Origin of the sequence: Novosphingobium sp. KA1 (assembly GCF_017309955.1) — a bacterium.
In the GTDB taxonomy this organism is placed as follows: Bacteria; Pseudomonadota; Alphaproteobacteria; order Sphingomonadales; family Sphingomonadaceae; genus Novosphingobium.
In genome coordinates this window covers 1,120,847-1,139,074 of record NZ_CP021248.1, presented here as the reverse complement: position 1 = coordinate 1,139,074, position 18,228 = coordinate 1,120,847, and the positions used below count along the sequence as shown (strand labels likewise).

Genomic DNA, 18,228 nt, shown 5'->3' with positions numbered 1-18,228 from the left:
CGCTCGGGGAGCGGACCGGCCGCTCCCCGAAACGTTCATTCCGCGATCAGAAGCGGACCGTCGCCGAAGCGCGGATACCGTGGTCTTCGCCGCGGCTGCCGATCGAGCCGGTATAGCCCGCACCCAGCGAGAAGGCCGAAGTCGCGCGCCATTCGATGGCGGCGTCGAGGTTCACGCTATCGCGCGAGAGCGGTGCGCCCTCGACGATGAAGCTCGAACCGCCCTGCTGGAAGGCCACGCGCGAGCCGACGTCGACATCGCTGGTGGCATGTTCCCAGGCGATCTTCGTGCGCACCGCGACCGGCGCGGTGGCCGAGCCGAGGGTCATGCGCAGACCGGCCGAAGTCCAGCCATAGCCCTGCGTGCGCTGGCTGCCCTTGAGCGCGGCGGTGCCGCCGGTCTCGCGGAAACGGTCACCCGTGAGCCACAGGGCATTGAAGCCCGCGAAGGGTTCGATCGAACCGGCGCCGAGCGGCAGTACGTAGCCCGCCTCGCCAAACACCTGCTTGACCGAGCCGCCGCCCTTGCCATCGAGCGATTCCTCAAGCGAACGGTAGTCGATGGTCCGCTTGGTCTCGGTGTCGAGGTCGGTATAGCTGGCGCCTGCACGCAGGGTCAGCGGACCGAAACCGGCGGCAGCGTAGATCGCGCCGTAGACCTCGTCGAGATCCGCCGTCGAGGCGCGGCGAGCGACCGTCACGTCCTGATGCGCGGTGCCACCGGCAAGGCCCAGCTTCACGCTGTCGGTGGGGCTCAGCTCCACACCGCCGACGAAGCGGTAACCCGAGGCGCTGACCTTGGCGGCATTGGCGTTGCCGTCCTTGTCGTTCCAGTTGCCGCCGACATCGGCCCAGAGCGCGATCTTGCCGCCTGTCACCGACGAAGGTGCGGCGCTGCGGGCACGCTCCAGCAGGGTGCGGCGCAGGTTCGCGGCATCGTCCGCCGCCACCGACAGCGTCGAGGCGTGAATTTCGCCCGAAAGCGCGTCGAGGCCCGAGCCGATCTCGCTCGTCGAGGAGCCCACCAGTGCGTCGTAGATCGGGGTGCCGATCACGAACGTGCCGTCGATGGCGGTGCCCACGGCAATCTGGTTGGCGGTCGTGCCGGCCCCGGCGAACGTCACGTCGTTGCGCGTCAGCGTCAGCAACACGCCATTGGCGGAGTAGCTGAGCGTCGGCACGAGGAACGCGAAGTTGCTGGTCACCTCGTCGAAGGTGCCGCTCACGCCGCCATCGGCGGAGAGGATCACGTAGCTGCCCTGGGGCTTGTAGTCGCCGGCTTCTGCCAGGACTTCGACCGTGCCGCCCTCGATGGTGGCGACGCCCGTGGTCGAGATGCGGTCACCCGCACCGGCGGCGTTGACTTCGACGGCATAGGTCGAGCCGACCTCGAACGTCAGGTCGCTGGCGACGTGAAGGTGGCCGATCGAGTTGCCCGGAGCCGCCGTGGCGCCGGTGCGGACGATGAGACCGCCGACCGTGCCGTTACCGCCCACGATGCCGCCGCTGTTCACGGTGACGATCGAGCCGGCGATCGAACCGTTCACCGCAAGGCGGCCTTCGTCGATGGTGGTGGCGCCGGTATAGTCGCTGGTGCCGGTAAGGTTGAGCGAACCCGCGCCGGTCTTGGTGAGGGTGCCGGTGCCGCTGATGCTGCCTGAATAGACGCCCGCGGCAGCCTGGTCGAATTCGACGTTGGCGGTATTGAGGATCGGGCCTTGCAGGCTCGACGTGTCGCCCGCCAGCGTGCCGCCGGTCACCACGGTGCCGCCGGTGTAGGTATTGGCGCCGGTCAACGTCAGGGTGCCGGAACCGGTCTTGGCGAACATGCCGCTGCCCGAAACGGCGCCGCTGTAGGTACCGTCGGCGGTCTGGTCGAACACGACGGTGCCGCTGTTGGCAACGTCGCCCTGAAGGCTGGCGGTCGTGCCGACCAGCGATCCGTCCAGCACGGTGGTGCCGCCGGTGTAGCTGTTGATGCCGGTCAGCACTACGGTGCCGCTGCCGTCCTTGGTGAACGTGCCCGAACCGGACATGTCGCTGCCCAGGATGCCGTCGCTGTCCTGATCGATGATCAGTGCGGCATCGTTGGTCACCGCGCCCTGGATGCTGGTGGTGTTGCCGACCAGCGTACCGTCGGTGATGGTGGTGCCGCCGGTGTAGGTATTGGCGCCGGTCAGCACCAGCGTGCCCGCGCCAGTCTTGGTGATGCCGCCGTCGCCGCTGATCACGCCGGTCAGCGCCGTGTCGAAGCCGTTGGTGTCGATCGTGCCGTTGTTCGAGGTGACGCCGAGGTCGCTCGAATAGCTACCGGCAGCATCAACCGTCAGGGTGCCGCCGTCGATGACCGGCAGCACCGCGCCGTTCAGCAGGTCACTGGTGGTGTTGTCGCCGGTGATGTTGCCCACGCCGCCGACGGCTGCGGCGATGTCGGTGCCGAAGATGTAGGAATAGTCGAAGCTCAGCGACGACCCGTTCAGCAGGTCGCCGAGCGAGAAGCCGAGGCCGATGGTGTTGTCGCCGTTGCCGACATTGGTGCCGGCAAGATAGGATGCGGTGTCGCGCGACCATCCGGTGACGGCGGCATTATGTTCATAGGTGGTGTCGGTATAGAGGCCGATCACGTACTTGGAGACGAGCGCCTCGGCATAGACCAGGTCGGTCGCCGGAATCGAGCCGTTGCCCAGGTAGTTGTTGGTGACGCTGGAATCGCCGGCAGCCGCAACCGCGTCCGGATCCAGTTCGCGCGAGAACGAGAGCCCGGTAAGGTCGCTCAGCGCGGTGATGCTGGTGGTGATGTTGACCTGCTGGTCGGTCACGTTGAAGTAGTAGTCGTTGGTGATCGTGAACAGGTCCGCCACCGTAGCGGTCCACACGGCGCGCAGGTCATAGGTGGTGCCGTTGTATTCGACGCCGTTGTAGTTGGTCAGCGTACCGCCGGTGATGGTGGCGGTGAAGGCATTGTTGTTGCTGATGCTGAACGCCGAACCGCCGCCAGTGCCTGCAACTACGAATCCTTCGAACGGTGAGCCCGGGGTCAGATAGTCGTAGCTGGCGTTGAAGGTCCCGGTCCCGGTGCCGTCGTAGAGAATGCCGGGCGACACGCCGCCATTGTAGCCCAGCGTGCCCTTTTCGTTGAGGCCGATGGTGATGTAGTCGCCTGCGAGCACTTGCGAATCCGCAAAGGCGGGTGCGGCAGCCAGCAGCCCGATGGCCGCGCTGGAACAGAGCGCAGCCTTAAATGCGGCGGCGCGGTATGCTAACTTCATGAATTTCCCCCTGATATCGGTGTGCACTTCACCGCGGAATTCGTATTATAGGACCGCCCCCGCGTGATCCGGGCCCGAGACAGGGATAAAAGCCGGCGACTAACGGGATATTCACCATGGCCCCTGTCAAAGGTCCGGAAGGGGTGTTTCCGGGGGGCTGATGCGCGCCAGGCGCGCCAGCGATTGACAACCCCGCGCCCGGGCCTATAGCACGCAATCAATGCGAATAATTCGCAATAGCGTTCTCTGGGCCAGATCGGGAGTGTCTCCAAATGCCGCCATGCGTCCCGACCGTTTCGGCTCGCGCCTACCGGCACCTCCTGCCGATCCCGTCGGTAGCCCGGCCGCGCGCTTCGCGATGACCCTCACCGAGATGGCCCATTCCGACAGGATCAGTCCCTTGCCAAGGCAGAAGGCTGCAAAAGGTATCAGCCGCGGCAATCTTGCGGCGCGGTTGCTCGCAGCCATTCCCGCCAATTACCTGCTGACATCGCTGGCGACGGCAACACTCGCACGCCTTCTGGCGCAAGGACTGGGCGTGCCGCCGGTCGAGGCCAGCGAATCCGCCACGCTGCTGTCCTTCGCGGTGTTTGCAGTGCTGGCGATCGTGGTGTTCTCGGTCCGCTCGATCGCCCGGCTGTGGACCGGGTTCGTGCTGGCGACTGCCGCCATGGGGGGCTGGTTGTGGCTCTCGCTGGAGGCAGGAGGCCGATTGTGAGGGAAAGCCTGCGGCAATCGATGGCGCTGGTCCATACCTGGACCGGACTGGTGCTGGGCTGGCTGCTTTTCGCCATGTTCGCGACCGGCACCTCCGCCTATTTCCAGGACGAGATCACCCGCTGGATGCAGCCCGAGATTACCAGGGCGGCGGATCCGGTGGCGTCGGCGCAAGGCGCGGCGCGCTATCTTGAAAGGAACGCCGCCGGGGCGGGCTACTGGTACATGACGCTGCCCAACGGGCGCAGTGCCACCACCCAGTTGTTCTGGCAGCCTGCCGACGGCAGCGGTTACCGCGAGGCGGTGGTCGACGAGCAGGGCAGGGAAGTGACCGTGCGCGAGACGCGCGGCGGCTATTTCCTCTACCGCTTCCACTTCGACCTCCATTACCTGCCGGTGATCTGGGCGCGCTATCTTGTCGGCATCGCGGCAATGCTGATGTTGGTGGCAATCATTTCGGGCGTCATCACCCACAAGAAGATCTTCGCGGACTTCTTCATGCTGCGCTTCGGCAAGGGCCAGCGTTCATGGCTCGATGCGCACAATGTCAGCGCCGTGCTGGCCCTGCCGTTCCATGCGATGATCACCTTCACCGGCCTCGTCACGCTGGCCTCGATGTACATGCCCTGGGGTGTGCTGGCGAACTATGCCGCGCCCGCGACGTTCCAGGAGGCGGTCTTCGGCACCTCGCACGACGGTGTCGCTGCCGGAAAGCCCGCGTCCCTGCCCGAACTGGCGCCGCTGATGCACCGCGCCGCGGCGGCATGGGGCGGACGCGAGGTGGGGATCGTGCGCGTCACCAATCCCGGCGACGCGGCCGCGACCATCGAACTCACCCGCGCCTCGAAGGATGCACTCGGCTCGCGCGGGGAAGTGCTGGTGTTCGACGTGCAGGGGCGGCAGATCGGCGGCAGCCCGGCTCCGGGCCCTGCGGTGCGAACCGAAAGCGTGATGATCGGTCTGCACGCGGGACGTTTTGCGCAGCTTGGCCTGCGCTGGCTCTATTTCCTGAGCGGCATTGCCGGCACGATCATGGTGGGCAGCGGCCTGGTGCTATGGACGGTGAAGCGCCGCCAGCGGCTGCCCGATCCCGAGCATCCGCATTTCGGCTTCCGCCTCGTCGAGCGTCTGAATGTCGCCGCCATTGCCGGACTTGGTTCCGGCATCGCCGCCTATTTCCTCGCCAACCGGCTGCTTCCGACCGGACTCGCGGCGCGGGCGGACTGGGAAGTGCACACGATGTTCCTCGTCTGGCTCGGCGTGCTGCTCTGGGCCGTGGTTCGCCCGCCCCGCCGGGCCTGGATCGAGGGACTGTGGCTGGCGGCCGGGTTCTTCGGGGCGGTGCCTGTGGTGAACGCGCTGACGACTTCGCGTGGTTTCCCGTTCGACGTCCTGCACGGTGACTGGCTGTTTGTCGGTTTCGATCTGGTCATGGCCGCGCTGGCATTTGCCTTTGGCGCTGCCGCCCTGAAACTCACCCGGCGCTGGAGCGCAAGCGCCCAGGCAGAAGCGGCCCCGCGACGCAAAAGAGCAAGCAGCAAGGCCGTAGAGGCATGATCCATTTCACGGCAATCCTGCTGGCGCTCGGCGGCTTCTCCGCGCTCGCCCTCTCGATGACGCGGCATCAGCGCGATCTGGTCGGGCGGACGCTGGCGGCGCGGCAGGCGACCGCGGCGCGGATTTCGGGATGGGTGCTGCTTGTTTCAGCCTTCGCGGTCGATGTTACGGCCCTGGGGGGAGGATACGGATCGGTCGCCTGTTTCGCGCATCTCTCCGTGGGGGCGTGGCTCACCATTGCGTTGCTTCACTGGCGCCGCCGGTAAGGACGCAAGCGTCTTCCCCGGCGCATCGAAAGCCCTTGCGCCCCTGCGTGGGCACCCGATGACACTCATGTCACTTTACCAGCCTCCACCGGCAAAGTGACATGAGGGTAAAGTGCCATAGATGGAAAAATTCACCCGGAATTAGCGCAAGACGCCGATTGTGGATTCACAGCGATTCGCATCTGTGCTTGATTCGTTCCATGTTGGAATTGCCGTTCACGCAGCCATTGCCGGTCGACCGCGGACTGGACCTGCCCGGGATCATGCGCACGATCGCCGATCACTCCGCCCGCCCGCGCTACACCTTCATGGTGCTTGACCTCATCGCGCGGGTCGCGGGCAGGGGCGGGGCTGCGGGCCCGCTGGTCCGGGACGGCGAACACCTGGTGCCTATCCGAGAATGGCTCTCCGCTGCCATCGCGCCCAGTGCAGCCCGTCACCATTACCGCAAGGCGACCATCGAAGCGGTCCGGCGCGACCTTGCATCGCGAGGCATGCTGCCTGCCGATATGCAGGAAGCCGAGCGCATGGTGGAATGCGAGGTGGCCGACCGGGTGCGCATTTCGGGCATGACGGCGGTCAGCCGTGCGGTATCGGAACTGGTCAAGGCGGGGCTGGTGAAGCGCCATTACCAGGGATACCGGGTGGATCATTGCAACCGCGGCGCGCAGCGCCAGGCGGTCTATACCGTGCCGGGCCACGTGCTGGCCGCATTGGCGCGCGGAGCCGCCACCTGACGCAGCGACGGCTCCGCGACCCGTTCCGACTCAGGCGGCGCGCCGACCTGCAAGGGCGCTGGCGGCACGAATGTCTGCGGCAAGGTCGTTCACCACTTCCGGCATCGCATCCCATGCGAACATGAACCGCGCGCCGCCGCCGATGAAGGTGTAGAAGCGCCAGCCACGCCCGCGCAGTTCGGCGAGGACTGCCTCGGGCGCGCTGAGGAACACGGCGTTGGCCTCGGCCGGGAAGATCAGGTCGATGTCGGGCAGATCGGCCACTTGCGCGGCAAGCGAGGCGGCGCAGGCATTGCCATGCGCGGCATTGCGCAGCCAGGCTCCGCTTTCCAGCATGCCGACCCAGGGCGCCGAAAGGTAACGCATCTTCGAGGCGAGCTGGCCGGCCTGCTTGCAGCGATAGGAAAAGTCCTCGGCCAGAGCGCGGTCGAAGAAGATCACGGCATCGCCTACCGCCATGCCGTTCTTGGTGCCGCCAAAGCACAGCACGTCAACGCCTGCCTGCCAGGTGATCTCGGCGGGCGAGCAGCCGAGGCTCGCGCAGGCATGGGCAAACCGCGCTCCGTCCATGTGCAGCTTGAGGCCCAGTTCGCGGCACACCGCCGAAATCGCGCGCACTTCCTCGATCGAATAGACAAGCCCGGTTTCGGTGGGCTGCGTGATCGTCACCACGCGGGCCTTGGGGAAGTGGATGTCCGAGCGGCCGGTCGCCAGCGCGCGGATCGCCTCGGGCGTGATCTTGCCGTTGTCCGAAGGCGCCAGCAGCAGTTTGGAGCCGTTCGAGAAAAACTCCGGCGCGCCGCATTCGTCGGTCTCGACGTGGGCCGAGGAGGAACAGATCACGCCGTGATAGGACTGGCAGAGCGAGGCGAGCGCGAGCGAGTTGGCGGCGGTGCCGTTGAACACGAAATAGACGTCGCAATCGCTGGCGAACAGCGTGCGGAAGGCATCGGCGGCCTTCTGGGTCCACTCGTCCTCGCCATAGGCCGTCGCCGAACCGGCATTGGCGAGCGTCATGGCCTCAAGCGCCTCGGGACAGATCCCGGCGTAATTGTCACTGGCGAATTGCTGTACTCGGTTCACGTGCGTCTTCCCATGCTCAGGCGGAGCAGGGCGCAAGAACGAACGAAATGTGGCGCAGGAAACCCGTTTTGTTGCCGGTTCGGCCACATCCCTCCTTGCTGGAGGCACCACCTTGCCCGGTAGGCAGGTTGGTGTCGGACGTCGGCCCGACTCTTGATGCTGAACGCGCCAATAGAAGCAGGCGGCGGGGCGGTCAAGAACCGATCCCGCCGCGGCAAAAGGTCACACTTCGGGGGTGCGGGCGTTCATCCCTTCCTGGCCGAAGATGCGCAGGTAACGTGCGACTTCCGCCGCCGTGCCGGTGGCCTTGGCAGGGTTGTCCGACAGCTTCACCGCTGGCTCTCCATCAACCTGCATTACCTTGGCGACCAGCGAGATCGGTTCGAGACCGGCACCGCCGGCCGGATCGCAGCCGCGGAAATCGTTGGTGAGATTGGTCCCCCAGCCAAAGCTCATGCGCACCCGGCCATGGAAGTGGTGATAGGTCCGCTCGATGGTTTCGATGTCCATGCCGTCGGAAAAGATCAGCAGCTTCTCGCGCGGGTCGCGGCCGCGTTCCTGCCACCAGGCGATGATCTGTTCGCCCGCCTCGATCGGCGGCATGCTGTCGGGGCGGAAGCCGGTCCAGTCGGCGACCCAGTCGGGGGCGTTGCGCAGGAACGACGCGGTGCCGAAGGCATCGGGCAGGGCGACCAGCAGGTTGCCGTCGTAATGGGCACGCCACTCTTCGAGAACCTGGTAAGGCGCCTCGGCAATAGCCGCGTCGTTCCCGCCGCGCCCGGCGAGCGCGGCCAGGACCATGGGCAGTTCATGGGCATTGGTGCCGGTCGCCTCAAGGTCGTTGTCCATCGCCAGCAGCACGTTGGAGGTGCCGATGAGCCGGTCGCCAAGCCCTTCCTTGAGCGCCTCCACGCACCAGCGTTGCCACAGGAAGCCATGACGCCGCCGGGTGCCGAAATCGCTGATGGCAAGGTCGGGCAGGGCGCGCAGGCGTTCCACCTTGTCCCAGAGCCGGGCCTTGGCGCGGGCGTAGAGCACATCGAGCTCGAAGCGTCCGCGCCCTTTCAGGACCGCGCGCGAGCGCAGTTCGTTGACGATGGCGAGCGCGGGGATCTCCCACATCGTGGTGTGGGTCCAGGGGCCGGGAAAGCGCAGTTCGAACTGGCCGTCGACCTTGCGCAATTCGTATTCAGGCAACTGGAAATCGGCGAGCCAGGCGATGAAGTCCGGCGCGAACATGCGCGCCTTGCCGTAGAAGCTGTTGCCCGCCAGCCAGATCAGCTCCTTCTTGGAAAAGCGCAGCGTCCGCGCGTGATCGAGCTGGTCGCGCAGTTCCTGCTCGTCGATCACATCGGCCAGACGCACGGTGCGCGTGCGGTTCACCAGCGAGAAGGTGGCCTGTACGTCATCATGGAGATGACGGATCATCTGCAACATCAGCAGCTTGTAGAAGTCTGTGTCCAGCAGGCTGCGGACGATCGGATCGAGGCGCCATCCGTGATCGTAGGTACGCTTGGCGATATCGGTGACGTTCATGCAAGCTCCTGAAGGCTGATCTGCGCGTCTGCCGTCATGAACCCTGCGGTGCAAGGAGAGAGTTCGCCCACGTCGAACGCCATGCAGCCCACGACGCGTGCGACTGAGCGGCGATGGCGGCGGCGCCGCTATGCTTGAAGCTCTGACCGTCCGGGATCATCGCGGCGAGCAGGACGATCACGCTCCAGTCGATGGAAGCGTAGATTTCCCCGGCGTGGAGAAGACGCAAGGCGGCAATGACCACGGCCGCTCCGGTAAAGGCGGCGGGATTGAACTGATAATATATCTTATGTTAAATGACGCTCACCCTGCGGTGACACCGCGCTCGTACCAGGGGCGCGTGCGCTTCACCATGGCGACGATGGACAGCATCACAGGCACTTCCACCAGGACGCCAACCACGGTGGCCAGGGCCGCGCCGGAGCCGAGCCCGAACAGGCTGATCGCTGCCGCGACGGCCAGTTCGAAGAAGTTCGATGCGCCGATCAGTGCCGATGGCCCGGCGACGCACCAGTCCACGCCCAGACGCCGACTGAGCCCGTAGGCAATTCCGGCATTAAGATAGACCTGAAACAGGATCGGAACCGCGATGAGCACGATGACCAGCGGCTGCCGCACGATCTGCTCTCCCTGGAAACCGAACAGCAGGACCAGGGTCAGCAGGAGGCTGGCCAGGCTGAACGGTCCGACCGCCGAGAGAAAACGATCCAGGCGGGCACCTCCACCACGCAGCAGGGCGCGGCGCAGCACCTGCGAAACAAGCACCGGAACCACGATGTAGAGGCCCACGGACAGCATCAGCGTGTTCCAGGGCACCGTTATCGAGGCGACCCCGAGCAGCAGGCCGACCAGCGGCGCAAAAGCAATGACCATGATGAGGTCGTTCAGCGCGACCTGGCTCAAGGTGTAGTTCGGCTCTCCGTCGACGAGGTTGGACCAGACGAATACCATCGCCGTGCAGGGTGCCGCGGCCAGCAGGATCAGCCCGGCAATGTAGGACGACGAGGCTCCGGCCGGCAGCAACGGCGCAAAGAGATAGCCGAGGAAAGCTGTCCCCAGCAGCGCCATCGAGAACGGCTTGATCGCCCAGTTCACCAGCAGTGTCACGCCGATGCCGCGCCAGTGCCGGCGCACGCTGTGCAGCGCGCCGAAGTCGACCCGCAGGAGCATCGGCACGATCATCAGCCAGATCAGCACGGCAACGACGAGATTGACCCTGGCCACTTCCATCGCGGCGATGGCCGCGAATGCCGCTGGCGCCAGATGACCAAGCGTGATCCCGGCAACGATGCACAGTGCCACCCACAGCGAAAGATAGCGTTCGAACAGCGACATGCGATCATTCCATCGTTGAATTGTCGGGGGCCGAGCCGGTGCCCTCCCCTAGCGCGATTTGCATATAAACCGTGTCGAGCCAGCGCCCGGCCTTCCAGCCCATGCCGGTCAGCCGCCCGGCGTGCTCGAAACCACATGCCGCGTGCAGCGCGACCGAAGCAGGCTCGCCGCCGCCGATGACCGCGACCATGCAGCGAAAGCCGTGGGCCTCGGCCGCCGCCAGCAACCCTGTCAGCAAGGCCTTGCCGATACCGCCGCCACGCCGGTCATGGGCCACGTAGATGCTGTCCTCGCAGGCATAGGCATAAGCGGGCCGGTCACGGAACTGCGCGGCATAGGCATAGCCGACCAGTTCGGACCCATGGCTGGCGACGAGAAAGGGCCAGCCGCGCGCGGTGATGGCCAGGATCTTCGCCTCGGTTTCGGCTACGCCCGGAGGCACCACGTCATACGTCGCAGTGCCATGGCGGACGTGATGGGCGTAGATCTCGGCGATCGCCGCGGCGTCGGTGCGCCGGACCGGGCGAAGCGACAGCGTCATCGCCCTTTGGTTCCCACGACCTCGCCGTCTTCCTTCACGAAAGCGGGTAGCGCCCCGGCGGGGAGCAGGTCGAGCACCATTTCGGAAGGCCGGCACAGTTTTACCCCAAGCGGAGCGACAACCAGCGGGCGGTTGATCAGGATCGGATGCTCCATCATCGCATCGATGAGCGCGTCATCCGCAAGGCTTTCGTCGCCCAGCCCCAACTGCGCGAATGGAGTGCCCTTCTCGCGCAGCAGAGCGCGCGGCGTGATGCCGGCACGCGCGATGAGCTGAACCAGCAGTTCGCGGCTCGGCGGCGTCTTCAGGTACTCGACGACATGCGGTTCGATGCCGGCGCCGCGGATCATGGCGAGGGTGTTTCGCGAGGTGCCGCAGTCGGGATTATGATAGATCACGATATCGGTCATGGTCGCCTCATCAGCAGCAGGTGAGTTCGGCCAGCAGCGGTGCGCAAAGCTCGGTGCGCCCCTCGCAGCAATCCCGGGCCAGGTAGACCAGCAAGGCCCGCAGCGCATCGATGTCGGCGCGCTGGATCTGTTGGCGCCCCTGCTTGCGTGATTGCACGAGACCGGCTTTCGCCAGGATCGCGAGATGGCTGGAAAAGGTGCTCTGGCTCAGCTGCGAGGCGTCGACCAGCGCGCCGGTCGCAAGGCCATCCGGCTCGTTGCGGACCAGCAGGCGAAAGGCGTCGAGCCGGGTCGGGTGAGCTAGCGCGGCAAGCATGGAGAGCGCGGATTCGGTATCCATGCATCGATATTATTCGATGCATGGCCCGCGGTCAACAACCCATCGATTAATCTCGATGCCTTTTCCTCCGCCCGTCACCTTGCCGGAGCTGGACCGGTACTTTCGCGCCGCACGAGTTCGAAGCGGAACTCCGGCGCCTCGTCGACGTCGCCGACCAGCGCATCGACCAGCGCCCTGCCCATCTCGTCCAGTGGCTGGCGCACCGTGGTGAGCGGCGGCCAGGTGGTGGCGCTGGCCGACGTATCGTCAAAGCCGACGATCGAGAGGTCCGCCGGCACTCTAAGCCCGCGCCGATGGGCGCAGGTCATCACCCCGAGCGCCATCGCATCGTTGGTGGCGAAGATCGCCGTGGGCGGCGGATCCTGGGCGAGCAGCTGTCCCGCCGCCTGCTCGCCCGAGGCAAAGTCAAAATCACCGGCAACAAACGTCGGGTCTAGCGCAAGCCCCGTCGCGGCGCTCAGCCCGTCGCGAAAACCCTCGACGCGGGCCTGTGCCGCCCGGTGACCGGCAGGCGGCGTGATCACGCCGATGCGCCGGTGGCCAAGTTCGATCAGATGGTCGGCGATCATGCGCCCTGCCGCCCGTTCCGGCGTCGGGATGTTGAAGCTTTCCGCCATGATCGAGCCGGCGAGCCGCGCACAGGACAGATTGAGTTCGGACAAATGCTGGAGCAGCGCCTTGTCGTCCGACAGCGGCGGGGCCAGAAACACGCCGTCAGGCCGCAGCGCGGCGACGAGGCGGTCGAGAATCTCGAAGCGTTCCGGCCCGTCCAGCGGCATCGGCTCGACGACGAGGTGATAGCCAAGCTCGCGGCACCGGTTGGCCGCACCGACCTGGAGGGCCGACGTATAGCCGGGGGTCGGATTGTTGTAGAGAAACGCCAGCATGAAGGAGCGGCCTCCCGCCAGGCGCCGGGCCGACTGATTGGGCCGATAGCCGAGACGTTCGATCGCCCCGCTCACACGGCTGCGCAGGTCCTCGCTGACGTTCGGCGCCTTGTTGACAACGCGGGACACGGTCTTGATGGAAACGCCGGCTGCGGCGGCAACGTCACGAATACTGGCCATCCGTCACCTGTGGCACACTCGCGTCGTCCTGAGAATGGCTTGTGGTCATCAAGACGGACTTGATCCCCGTGCCGATGCAGGCTAGACGCTCGGTACAACGTTGTCATCTCCTCCAAAACCGACAGCGTTGGCACCCGGGTGCAGGTCTTGCGCAAGCGATGCCTGCACCCGGATGACAACAACAAGAACGATATGGGAGAATAAAGCCGGACGCCGGCGAGGCACCGCCTGGAGGGGCATCCACGCAGCGGCTCATCCGGGGGGGGCATCCAGCGGCGACGCAGGCCATCGGACATTCCCATAAGTTCCTGAAACGTAGTCCTGAAACGCGCGTCCCACGCGCCCGCCAGCAACAGGTCGAGCCCTCATGGCCCTTACATCCGCTATCCCGCAGAGCGAAACGAACGACGAAGTGCCAGGTGGCTACGTCGACGCGCCTGAACTGCGCTATTTTGTCATGGCGCTGTTCTTCATCTTCGGCGGCATCACCAGCCTGAACGACGTCATCATCCCCAAGCTCAAGGAACTGTTCACGCTGGGCTACACGCAGGCGATGCTGGTGCAGTTCTGCTTTTTCACCGCCTATGCGGTAATCGGCATTCCCGGCGCGATGCTGGTGCGCAAGGTCGGCTACATGCGCGGCGCGGTTGCCGGGCTGGCAATCATGATCCTGGGCTGCCTCGCCTTCATTCCGGCTTCGCAGACGGCTACCTACTGGCTGTTTTTGGCTGCCTATTTTGTGCTGGCGGCGGGCGTGGTCATCGTCCAGGTTGTCGCCAATCCGCTGATCAGCCTGTTGGGCAAACCGGAAACGACCAGTTCGCGGCTGACTTTCGCGCAGGCCTTCAACTCGCTCGGGACGACGCTGTTCCCGTTCGCCGGTTCGGTGCTGATCCTCGGCAGCCTTGCCGAGGTCTCCGCCCATGACCTCACGGGCGAAGCGCTGGATGCCTACCGCCGCGCGGAAAGCCAGGCGATCGTCCATGGCTACCTCGGCATTGCCCTCGCCCTCGCGCTCGTCGCCCTCGCGGTCTGGACCTTCCGCAATCGCCTGCCGCCCGAACAGCACGGCGATCATAACGGCTTTGCCGGTTTCGACCTGCTGAAGCGCCCGCGCTTTTCCTATGGCGCGCTTTGCATCTTCCTCTACGTCGGCGCCGAAGTCTCGATCGGTTCGCTGATCGTCAGCTATCTCATGCAGCCCCACGTCATGGCGCTGCCCGAACAGTCCGCCGGCAAGCTGATCGGCCTCTACTGGGGCGGCGCGATGGTCGGGCGCTTTGTCGGCTCTGCGGTGCTGCGGGTGCTCAACCCCGCGCTGGTCCTCACCTTCAACGCGGCCATGGCGATCGCCCTGCTGGCGCTTTCGGTAACGACGGCGGGCAATGTCTCGGGTTACGCGTTGCTGGCGGTCGGCCTGATGAATTCGATCATGTTCCCGACGATCTTCAGCCTGGCCTGCGAAAAGCTCGGCGCCCGCGCGGCGGATGGGTCGGGCATCATCAATGTCGCGATCTGCGGCGGCGCGCTGGTGCCGCTGGCGACCGGCGCCATTGCCGACCTGACCGGCGGCGACCTCGGCATCGCGCTGCTGCTGCCCGCGCTCTGCTATGCGGTGATTGCCGGTTTCGGCATCGTGGCCCGGCGCCCTGCCTCCGCCTGATCCGGCGGCCTGTGCATCGATCCCCGGCCGCCGCGCGGCGACCGGGGATCGTGCGATCAGATCTGCGGCTGTCCGGCGGACTTGACGATCGCGCCGCCCTTCATGACGAAACCGACGTGCTCCAGTACCTTCACATCGCTGAGCGGATCGCCGTCCACCGCGATGACGTCGGCATAACGCCCCGCCTGAAGCGTGCCGACATCCGCGCTGCCCAGCAGGTCCGCGGCATTGCCGGTCGCGGTCTTGATCGCATCCATCGGTGTCATCCCGGCCGCGACCAGCAGCGCGAATTCCTGGGCATTCTCGCCGTGGCTCGAAAGACCGAAGGTATCCGTCCCGAACGCGATCTTCACACCGGCGGCATATGCATCGTGCAGGTTACGGCGCAGCAGCGGCGCGATGGCGAGCGCCTTTTCCGCCGTTGACGGGTTGAGCTGCTCGGGGTGCTCCCTGGCCCGCTGGTAGACCCGCTCGCCGACCAGCATCGTCGGCACCAGATAGGCCCCGTGCTGCTTGAACAGCTTGTAGCTGGCCGCGTCCGCATAAGAACCGTGCTCGATGGAATCGACGCCCAGCGCGATGGTGTGATCGATGGCGTCCTTGCCGTGGGCATGGGCCGCGACCTTCATGCCCAGCGCATGGGCGGTGTCGATCACCGCCTTGATCTCGTCGTCGGTCATCAACTGATGACGCGGATCGTCGCCGATCGACATGACGCCGCCCGAGGGCATGATCTTGATGAGGTCCGCCCCTTCCCGCTTCAGGCGGCGCACGGCGAGGCGCGCGGCATCGGGACTGTCGATCACGTTGTCGCTGACATGCGGGATATCGGCAAATTCGGGCCGCAAGCCGTTGACCGCGTCGCCGTGGCCGCCGGTCGGGCCGAGCGGGGTTCCGGCCACCCACATGCGCGGCCCCGGCACCACGCCATCCTCGATCGACTTCTTGAGCGCGACGACAACCTGCGTGTCGGCCCCGCAATCGCGAACCGAGGTGAACCCGGCCAGCAACGTGTTGCGGGTGAACACGGTGGCCTCGATGGCATCCTGGTAGTTGGTCCGGGTCACGCTGTTGCGGATCGGGTCTCCGGCATGCCAGCCGGCCGTGATGTGATCGTGGGTGTCGATCAGGCCGGGCAGGACGGTCTTGTCCGAAAGGTCGACCACCTCCGCGCCTGCAGGCGTCACGAATCCGGGCTGGATCGCGGTGATGCGCTGGTCGGTGATGAGGATCGACACGTTCTGCCGGGGCGCCGCGCCGGTGCCGTCGATCAGCCGCCCGGCGTGGATCACCACGTCGCGGGCATCGGCCGTACCGATCGCGCTGGCCAGCGCCAGCAAGCTGCACGAGAGTTTCGTCACGCGGCGTGAGAGTGTTTTCCGGTTCATTGCACAGCCCCCTGAAATAGTGTGAAAACACGGTTGCCCGGCGCTTCGCCGCAGTCAATTCGTTTTCGGGCAACCGCCGTCGGTCGTCCCCGCCTTGTGTGTTCCTCAGGCGATCCGTGCGCCGATTTCGGCCAGTGCGGCGGGACGTGCCAGGCAATAGCCCTGCCCGTAGCGGAACCCCAGTTCGCGCGCCGCTTCCAGCTGACCCTCGGTCTCCAGCCCCTCGATCACGCATTTCAGCGACATCGAGTGCGCCAGCGACAGGATCCCCCGGATGACCCGGCGCCCTGCCGGATCCTCGATCCGTCCGGTAAAGGTCTTGTCGATCTTCAGGATGTCGAGCGGCAGTTCCTGCAGCGAATTGAAACTGGAAAAACCCGTGCCGAAATCATCCAGGGCGATCTTGGCGCCGGACGCGCGCAGGCGGTCGATCTCGCGCACCGCCGTTGCGAAGCTCGAGATAAGGGCGGTTTCGGTGATCTCGAAGATGAACCGCCTGCCCGGTTGTCCGCTGCGGGTCATGGCATCGAGGATCGCGTCGACCGTCTCCGGATTGGCAAGGTCTCCCGCGGAAAGGTTGAACGAAACCCTGAGGTGCGCGGGCAATTGCGCACAGGCGGCAATCGCGCGGTCGAACAGCGCGAGCGTGACGACGCGCAGGATGCCGAGCTTCTCGGCCGCCGAGACCAGGGTCTCCGGCGGAACCGGCCCGGCGACCGGAGAGGTCCAGCGGGCAAGCGCCTCGACGCAGACCGCGGCCTTGCTCTGGATGTCATAGATCGGCTGGAAGACCAGCGCGATCTCCTGGGCGAGATCGGCCGTTTGCAACGCGGATTCGACCAGTTGATCGGCGCGGATGATCTGCTCGAACAGGTGGGAGAATTTCACGCAGTGGCCGCGCTGGTGCCGTTTGGCGTGATAAAGCGCAAAGTCGGCGCGGTCGAACAGCTTGTTGGCATCGGTGCCCGAAAGCGGATAGGCGGCGACACCGCCGGAGGCGCCGACCGCGATCTGCATGCCGTCCAGCGGCACCGGCTCCTGCACCACCCGGCAGACCCCTTGCATGAAGTCGCAGGCCTCGTCGATTTCGGCCTGGATGATGAAGCCGAATTCATCGCCCCCCAGTCTTGCGACACTGACGCCCGGTTCGTGCGCCTTGCACACGGCGGCCAGACGGTCCCCGATCATCGCCAGCAGCCTGTCACCCTGGGCATGGCCGTGCGTATCGTTGACCGGCTTGAAGCCGTCGAGATCCAGCAACCCGATCGAAAAGCGGGTCTCCGTCGTCGCCCCGCTCAGCAACGCCTCGAGTTCCTCGAAGAATCGCCGCCGGTTCGGCAATTGGGTCAGCGCGTCGGTACGTGCCAGGCGCGCACTGTCGGCTTCGAGGCGCTCCGCCCGGCGCTGGCCGACGATCAGGGCGCTGCGCGATTCCTCCAGACTGACGAACGAGGCGAAGCAGTCGCGCACGACAAACAGGATGAGGATGGTGATCAGGCCGGTCGAGCAGGCGATCGACAACCGCTCCTCACTGCCCTGCTGCACGCAATAGAGCGTGAACAGGCCGATCGCGATCACCGAGATCGCCACCGCAGCTGTGGGCAGATAAGTGAGGCAGAAGATGCATCCCAGCAAAGTGGCGGCAATGAACAGCATCACGTGCCCCTGCTGGGCCGGCGTGCCGTACTGATCGAGCGCCAGCGCCCAGATCAGGAATCCCAGCGTCATCGTGATGCCGAGCACAGTCGTGCGGCGCATGATGGCGCGCGCCTGGTCGCCGGTGATCGCAGCAGGATCGATAGGGCGGGTCCAGGCGTAGATGCGCTGAAGACAGGCAAGCACGAGCAGTCCGGCAACCGCCACCGTCAGGTAGGGCGGTGCAACGTGACGGTGCGTATAAGCGAGCGCTGCCGCGTTGACCGCCAGCACGCCGTACAGCGGCGGGATATGCCGCCGAAGGCGCAGGAATTGCGCCACCGGCAGGTCGGGCAGGCCTTCCTTGTCCACGTCTTGATCCTCTGACGTCAAATCTTCGTTATAGGCAGATTGTTCCCGATTGCGGACGCGACGCTCAATTTGATGCGCCCTTTCATAAAAATAAGATAACAGTCGTAATCTCTGGGCAGGTAACGTGAGCAGGTCCAACAAGTCTTTAAAAATTGCCATGTATTTACTTGGAAATATGGGAATAAATCACCGCAGCCCAATCGAATTGGAGCGCTTGATTGACCGCTCCCGCGCACACCGCGACCGGCGGTGGGATGTCGCAATGCACAACGAAATGCGCGGATTTTGTCGAAATCGCTTTGCAGCGTGATTT

The 18,228-nt window shown here is 65.5% G+C and carries 16 protein-coding genes and 1 riboswitch; of the genes, 5 read left to right on the top strand and 11 right to left on the bottom strand.

The window, feature by feature from the left end:
- Positions 1 to 46: 46 nt before the first annotated feature.
- A complete protein-coding gene (locus CA833_RS22910; RefSeq protein WP_207080313.1) occupies positions 47 to 3,268 on the bottom strand; it encodes an autotransporter domain-containing protein in 3,222 nt (1,073 codons plus the stop codon).
- 280 nt (positions 3,269 to 3,548) lie between these two features.
- Between CA833_RS22910 and CA833_RS22905 the strand changes: the two genes are divergently transcribed.
- The 4 genes from CA833_RS22905 to CA833_RS22890 all read left to right on the top strand — a co-directional run bounded on the left by CA833_RS22905 (position 3,549) and on the right by CA833_RS22890 (position 6,545).
- Complete coding sequence (locus CA833_RS22905; protein ID WP_242526432.1) at positions 3,549 to 3,986, top strand: hypothetical protein; 438 nt, start codon at positions 3,549 to 3,551, stop codon at positions 3,984 to 3,986.
- Positions 3,983 to 5,542 (top strand): PepSY domain-containing protein, encoded by a 1,560-nt coding sequence (locus CA833_RS22900; protein ID WP_207080312.1) that lies wholly within the window; start codon positions 3,983 to 3,985, stop codon positions 5,540 to 5,542. Before CA833_RS22905 ends, CA833_RS22900 begins: the two co-directional genes overlap by 4 nt.
- Positions 5,539 to 5,808, top strand: a complete 270-nt coding sequence (locus tag CA833_RS22895; RefSeq protein ID WP_207080311.1) for a DUF3325 domain-containing protein — start codon at positions 5,539 to 5,541, stop codon at positions 5,806 to 5,808. The genes CA833_RS22900 and CA833_RS22895 overlap by 4 nt, the downstream gene beginning before the upstream one ends.
- Positions 5,809 to 6,008: 200 nt before the next feature.
- Positions 6,009 to 6,545, top strand: coding sequence for a hypothetical protein (locus tag CA833_RS22890; RefSeq protein ID WP_207080310.1), 537 nt, complete (start codon positions 6,009 to 6,011; stop codon positions 6,543 to 6,545).
- 30 nt (positions 6,546 to 6,575) lie between these two features.
- Here the strand turns inward: CA833_RS22890 and CA833_RS22885 are convergent, their stop codons facing one another.
- The 8 genes from CA833_RS22885 to CA833_RS22850 all read right to left on the bottom strand — a co-directional run bounded on the left by CA833_RS22885 (position 6,576) and on the right by CA833_RS22850 (position 12,857).
- On the bottom strand, positions 6,576 to 7,628 hold the full coding sequence (locus CA833_RS22885) for a low specificity L-threonine aldolase (RefSeq protein ID WP_207080309.1): 1,053 nt from the start codon (positions 7,626 to 7,628) through the stop codon (positions 6,576 to 6,578).
- Between the two features lie 57 nt (positions 7,629 to 7,685).
- Positions 7,686 to 7,793, bottom strand: a riboswitch (SAM-I-IV-variant riboswitch).
- A gap of 57 nt (positions 7,794 to 7,850) precedes the next feature.
- Positions 7,851 to 9,164, bottom strand: coding sequence for a nicotinate phosphoribosyltransferase (gene pncB, locus CA833_RS22880; protein WP_207080308.1), 1,314 nt, complete (start codon positions 9,162 to 9,164; stop codon positions 7,851 to 7,853).
- Positions 9,165 to 9,198: 34 nt separating this feature from the next.
- Positions 9,199 to 9,450, bottom strand: coding sequence for an SLC13 family permease (locus CA833_RS22875; RefSeq protein WP_370584623.1), 252 nt, complete (start codon positions 9,448 to 9,450; stop codon positions 9,199 to 9,201).
- 17 nt (positions 9,451 to 9,467) lie between these two features.
- A complete protein-coding gene (arsB, locus tag CA833_RS22870; RefSeq protein ID WP_207080306.1) occupies positions 9,468 to 10,499 on the bottom strand; it encodes an ACR3 family arsenite efflux transporter in 1,032 nt (343 codons plus the stop codon).
- 4 nt (positions 10,500 to 10,503) lie between these two features.
- The gene (locus CA833_RS22865; RefSeq protein ID WP_207080305.1) at positions 10,504 to 11,040 is read right to left on the bottom strand and encodes a GNAT family N-acetyltransferase; all 537 of its coding nucleotides are present in this window, start codon (positions 11,038 to 11,040) and stop codon (positions 10,504 to 10,506) included.
- Entirely contained in the window at positions 11,037 to 11,450 is a 414-nt protein-coding gene (gene arsC, locus CA833_RS22860) for an arsenate reductase (glutaredoxin) (protein ID WP_207080304.1), read from the bottom strand. The genes CA833_RS22865 and arsC overlap by 4 nt, the downstream gene beginning before the upstream one ends.
- A 10-nt stretch (positions 11,451 to 11,460) precedes the next feature.
- Complete coding sequence (locus tag CA833_RS22855) at positions 11,461 to 11,790, bottom strand: helix-turn-helix transcriptional regulator (protein WP_142638643.1); 330 nt, start codon at positions 11,788 to 11,790, stop codon at positions 11,461 to 11,463.
- 74 nt (positions 11,791 to 11,864) lie between these two features.
- Positions 11,865 to 12,857 carry a LacI family DNA-binding transcriptional regulator gene (locus CA833_RS22850; protein ID WP_207080303.1) on the bottom strand — a complete coding sequence of 331 codons (993 nt, stop codon included), beginning with the start codon at positions 12,855 to 12,857 and terminating at the stop codon, positions 11,865 to 11,867.
- 367 nt (positions 12,858 to 13,224) lie between these two features.
- On the opposite strand from CA833_RS22850, the gene CA833_RS22845 reads away from it, so the two are divergent.
- Positions 13,225 to 14,520, top strand: a complete 1,296-nt coding sequence (locus CA833_RS22845) for a sugar MFS transporter (RefSeq protein ID WP_207080302.1) — start codon at positions 13,225 to 13,227, stop codon at positions 14,518 to 14,520.
- 56 nt (positions 14,521 to 14,576) lie between these two features.
- Here CA833_RS22845 and CA833_RS22840 read toward each other — a convergent pair whose 3' ends face one another.
- Both CA833_RS22840 and CA833_RS22835 read right to left on the bottom strand, forming a co-directional pair.
- A complete protein-coding gene (locus CA833_RS22840; protein ID WP_207080301.1) occupies positions 14,577 to 15,908 on the bottom strand; it encodes an amidohydrolase family protein in 1,332 nt (443 codons plus the stop codon).
- 105 nt (positions 15,909 to 16,013) lie between these two features.
- Positions 16,014 to 17,915, bottom strand: a complete 1,902-nt coding sequence (locus CA833_RS22835) for a bifunctional diguanylate cyclase/phosphodiesterase (protein WP_242526431.1) — start codon at positions 17,913 to 17,915, stop codon at positions 16,014 to 16,016.
- Between the last annotated feature and the right edge of the window lie 313 nt (positions 17,916 to 18,228).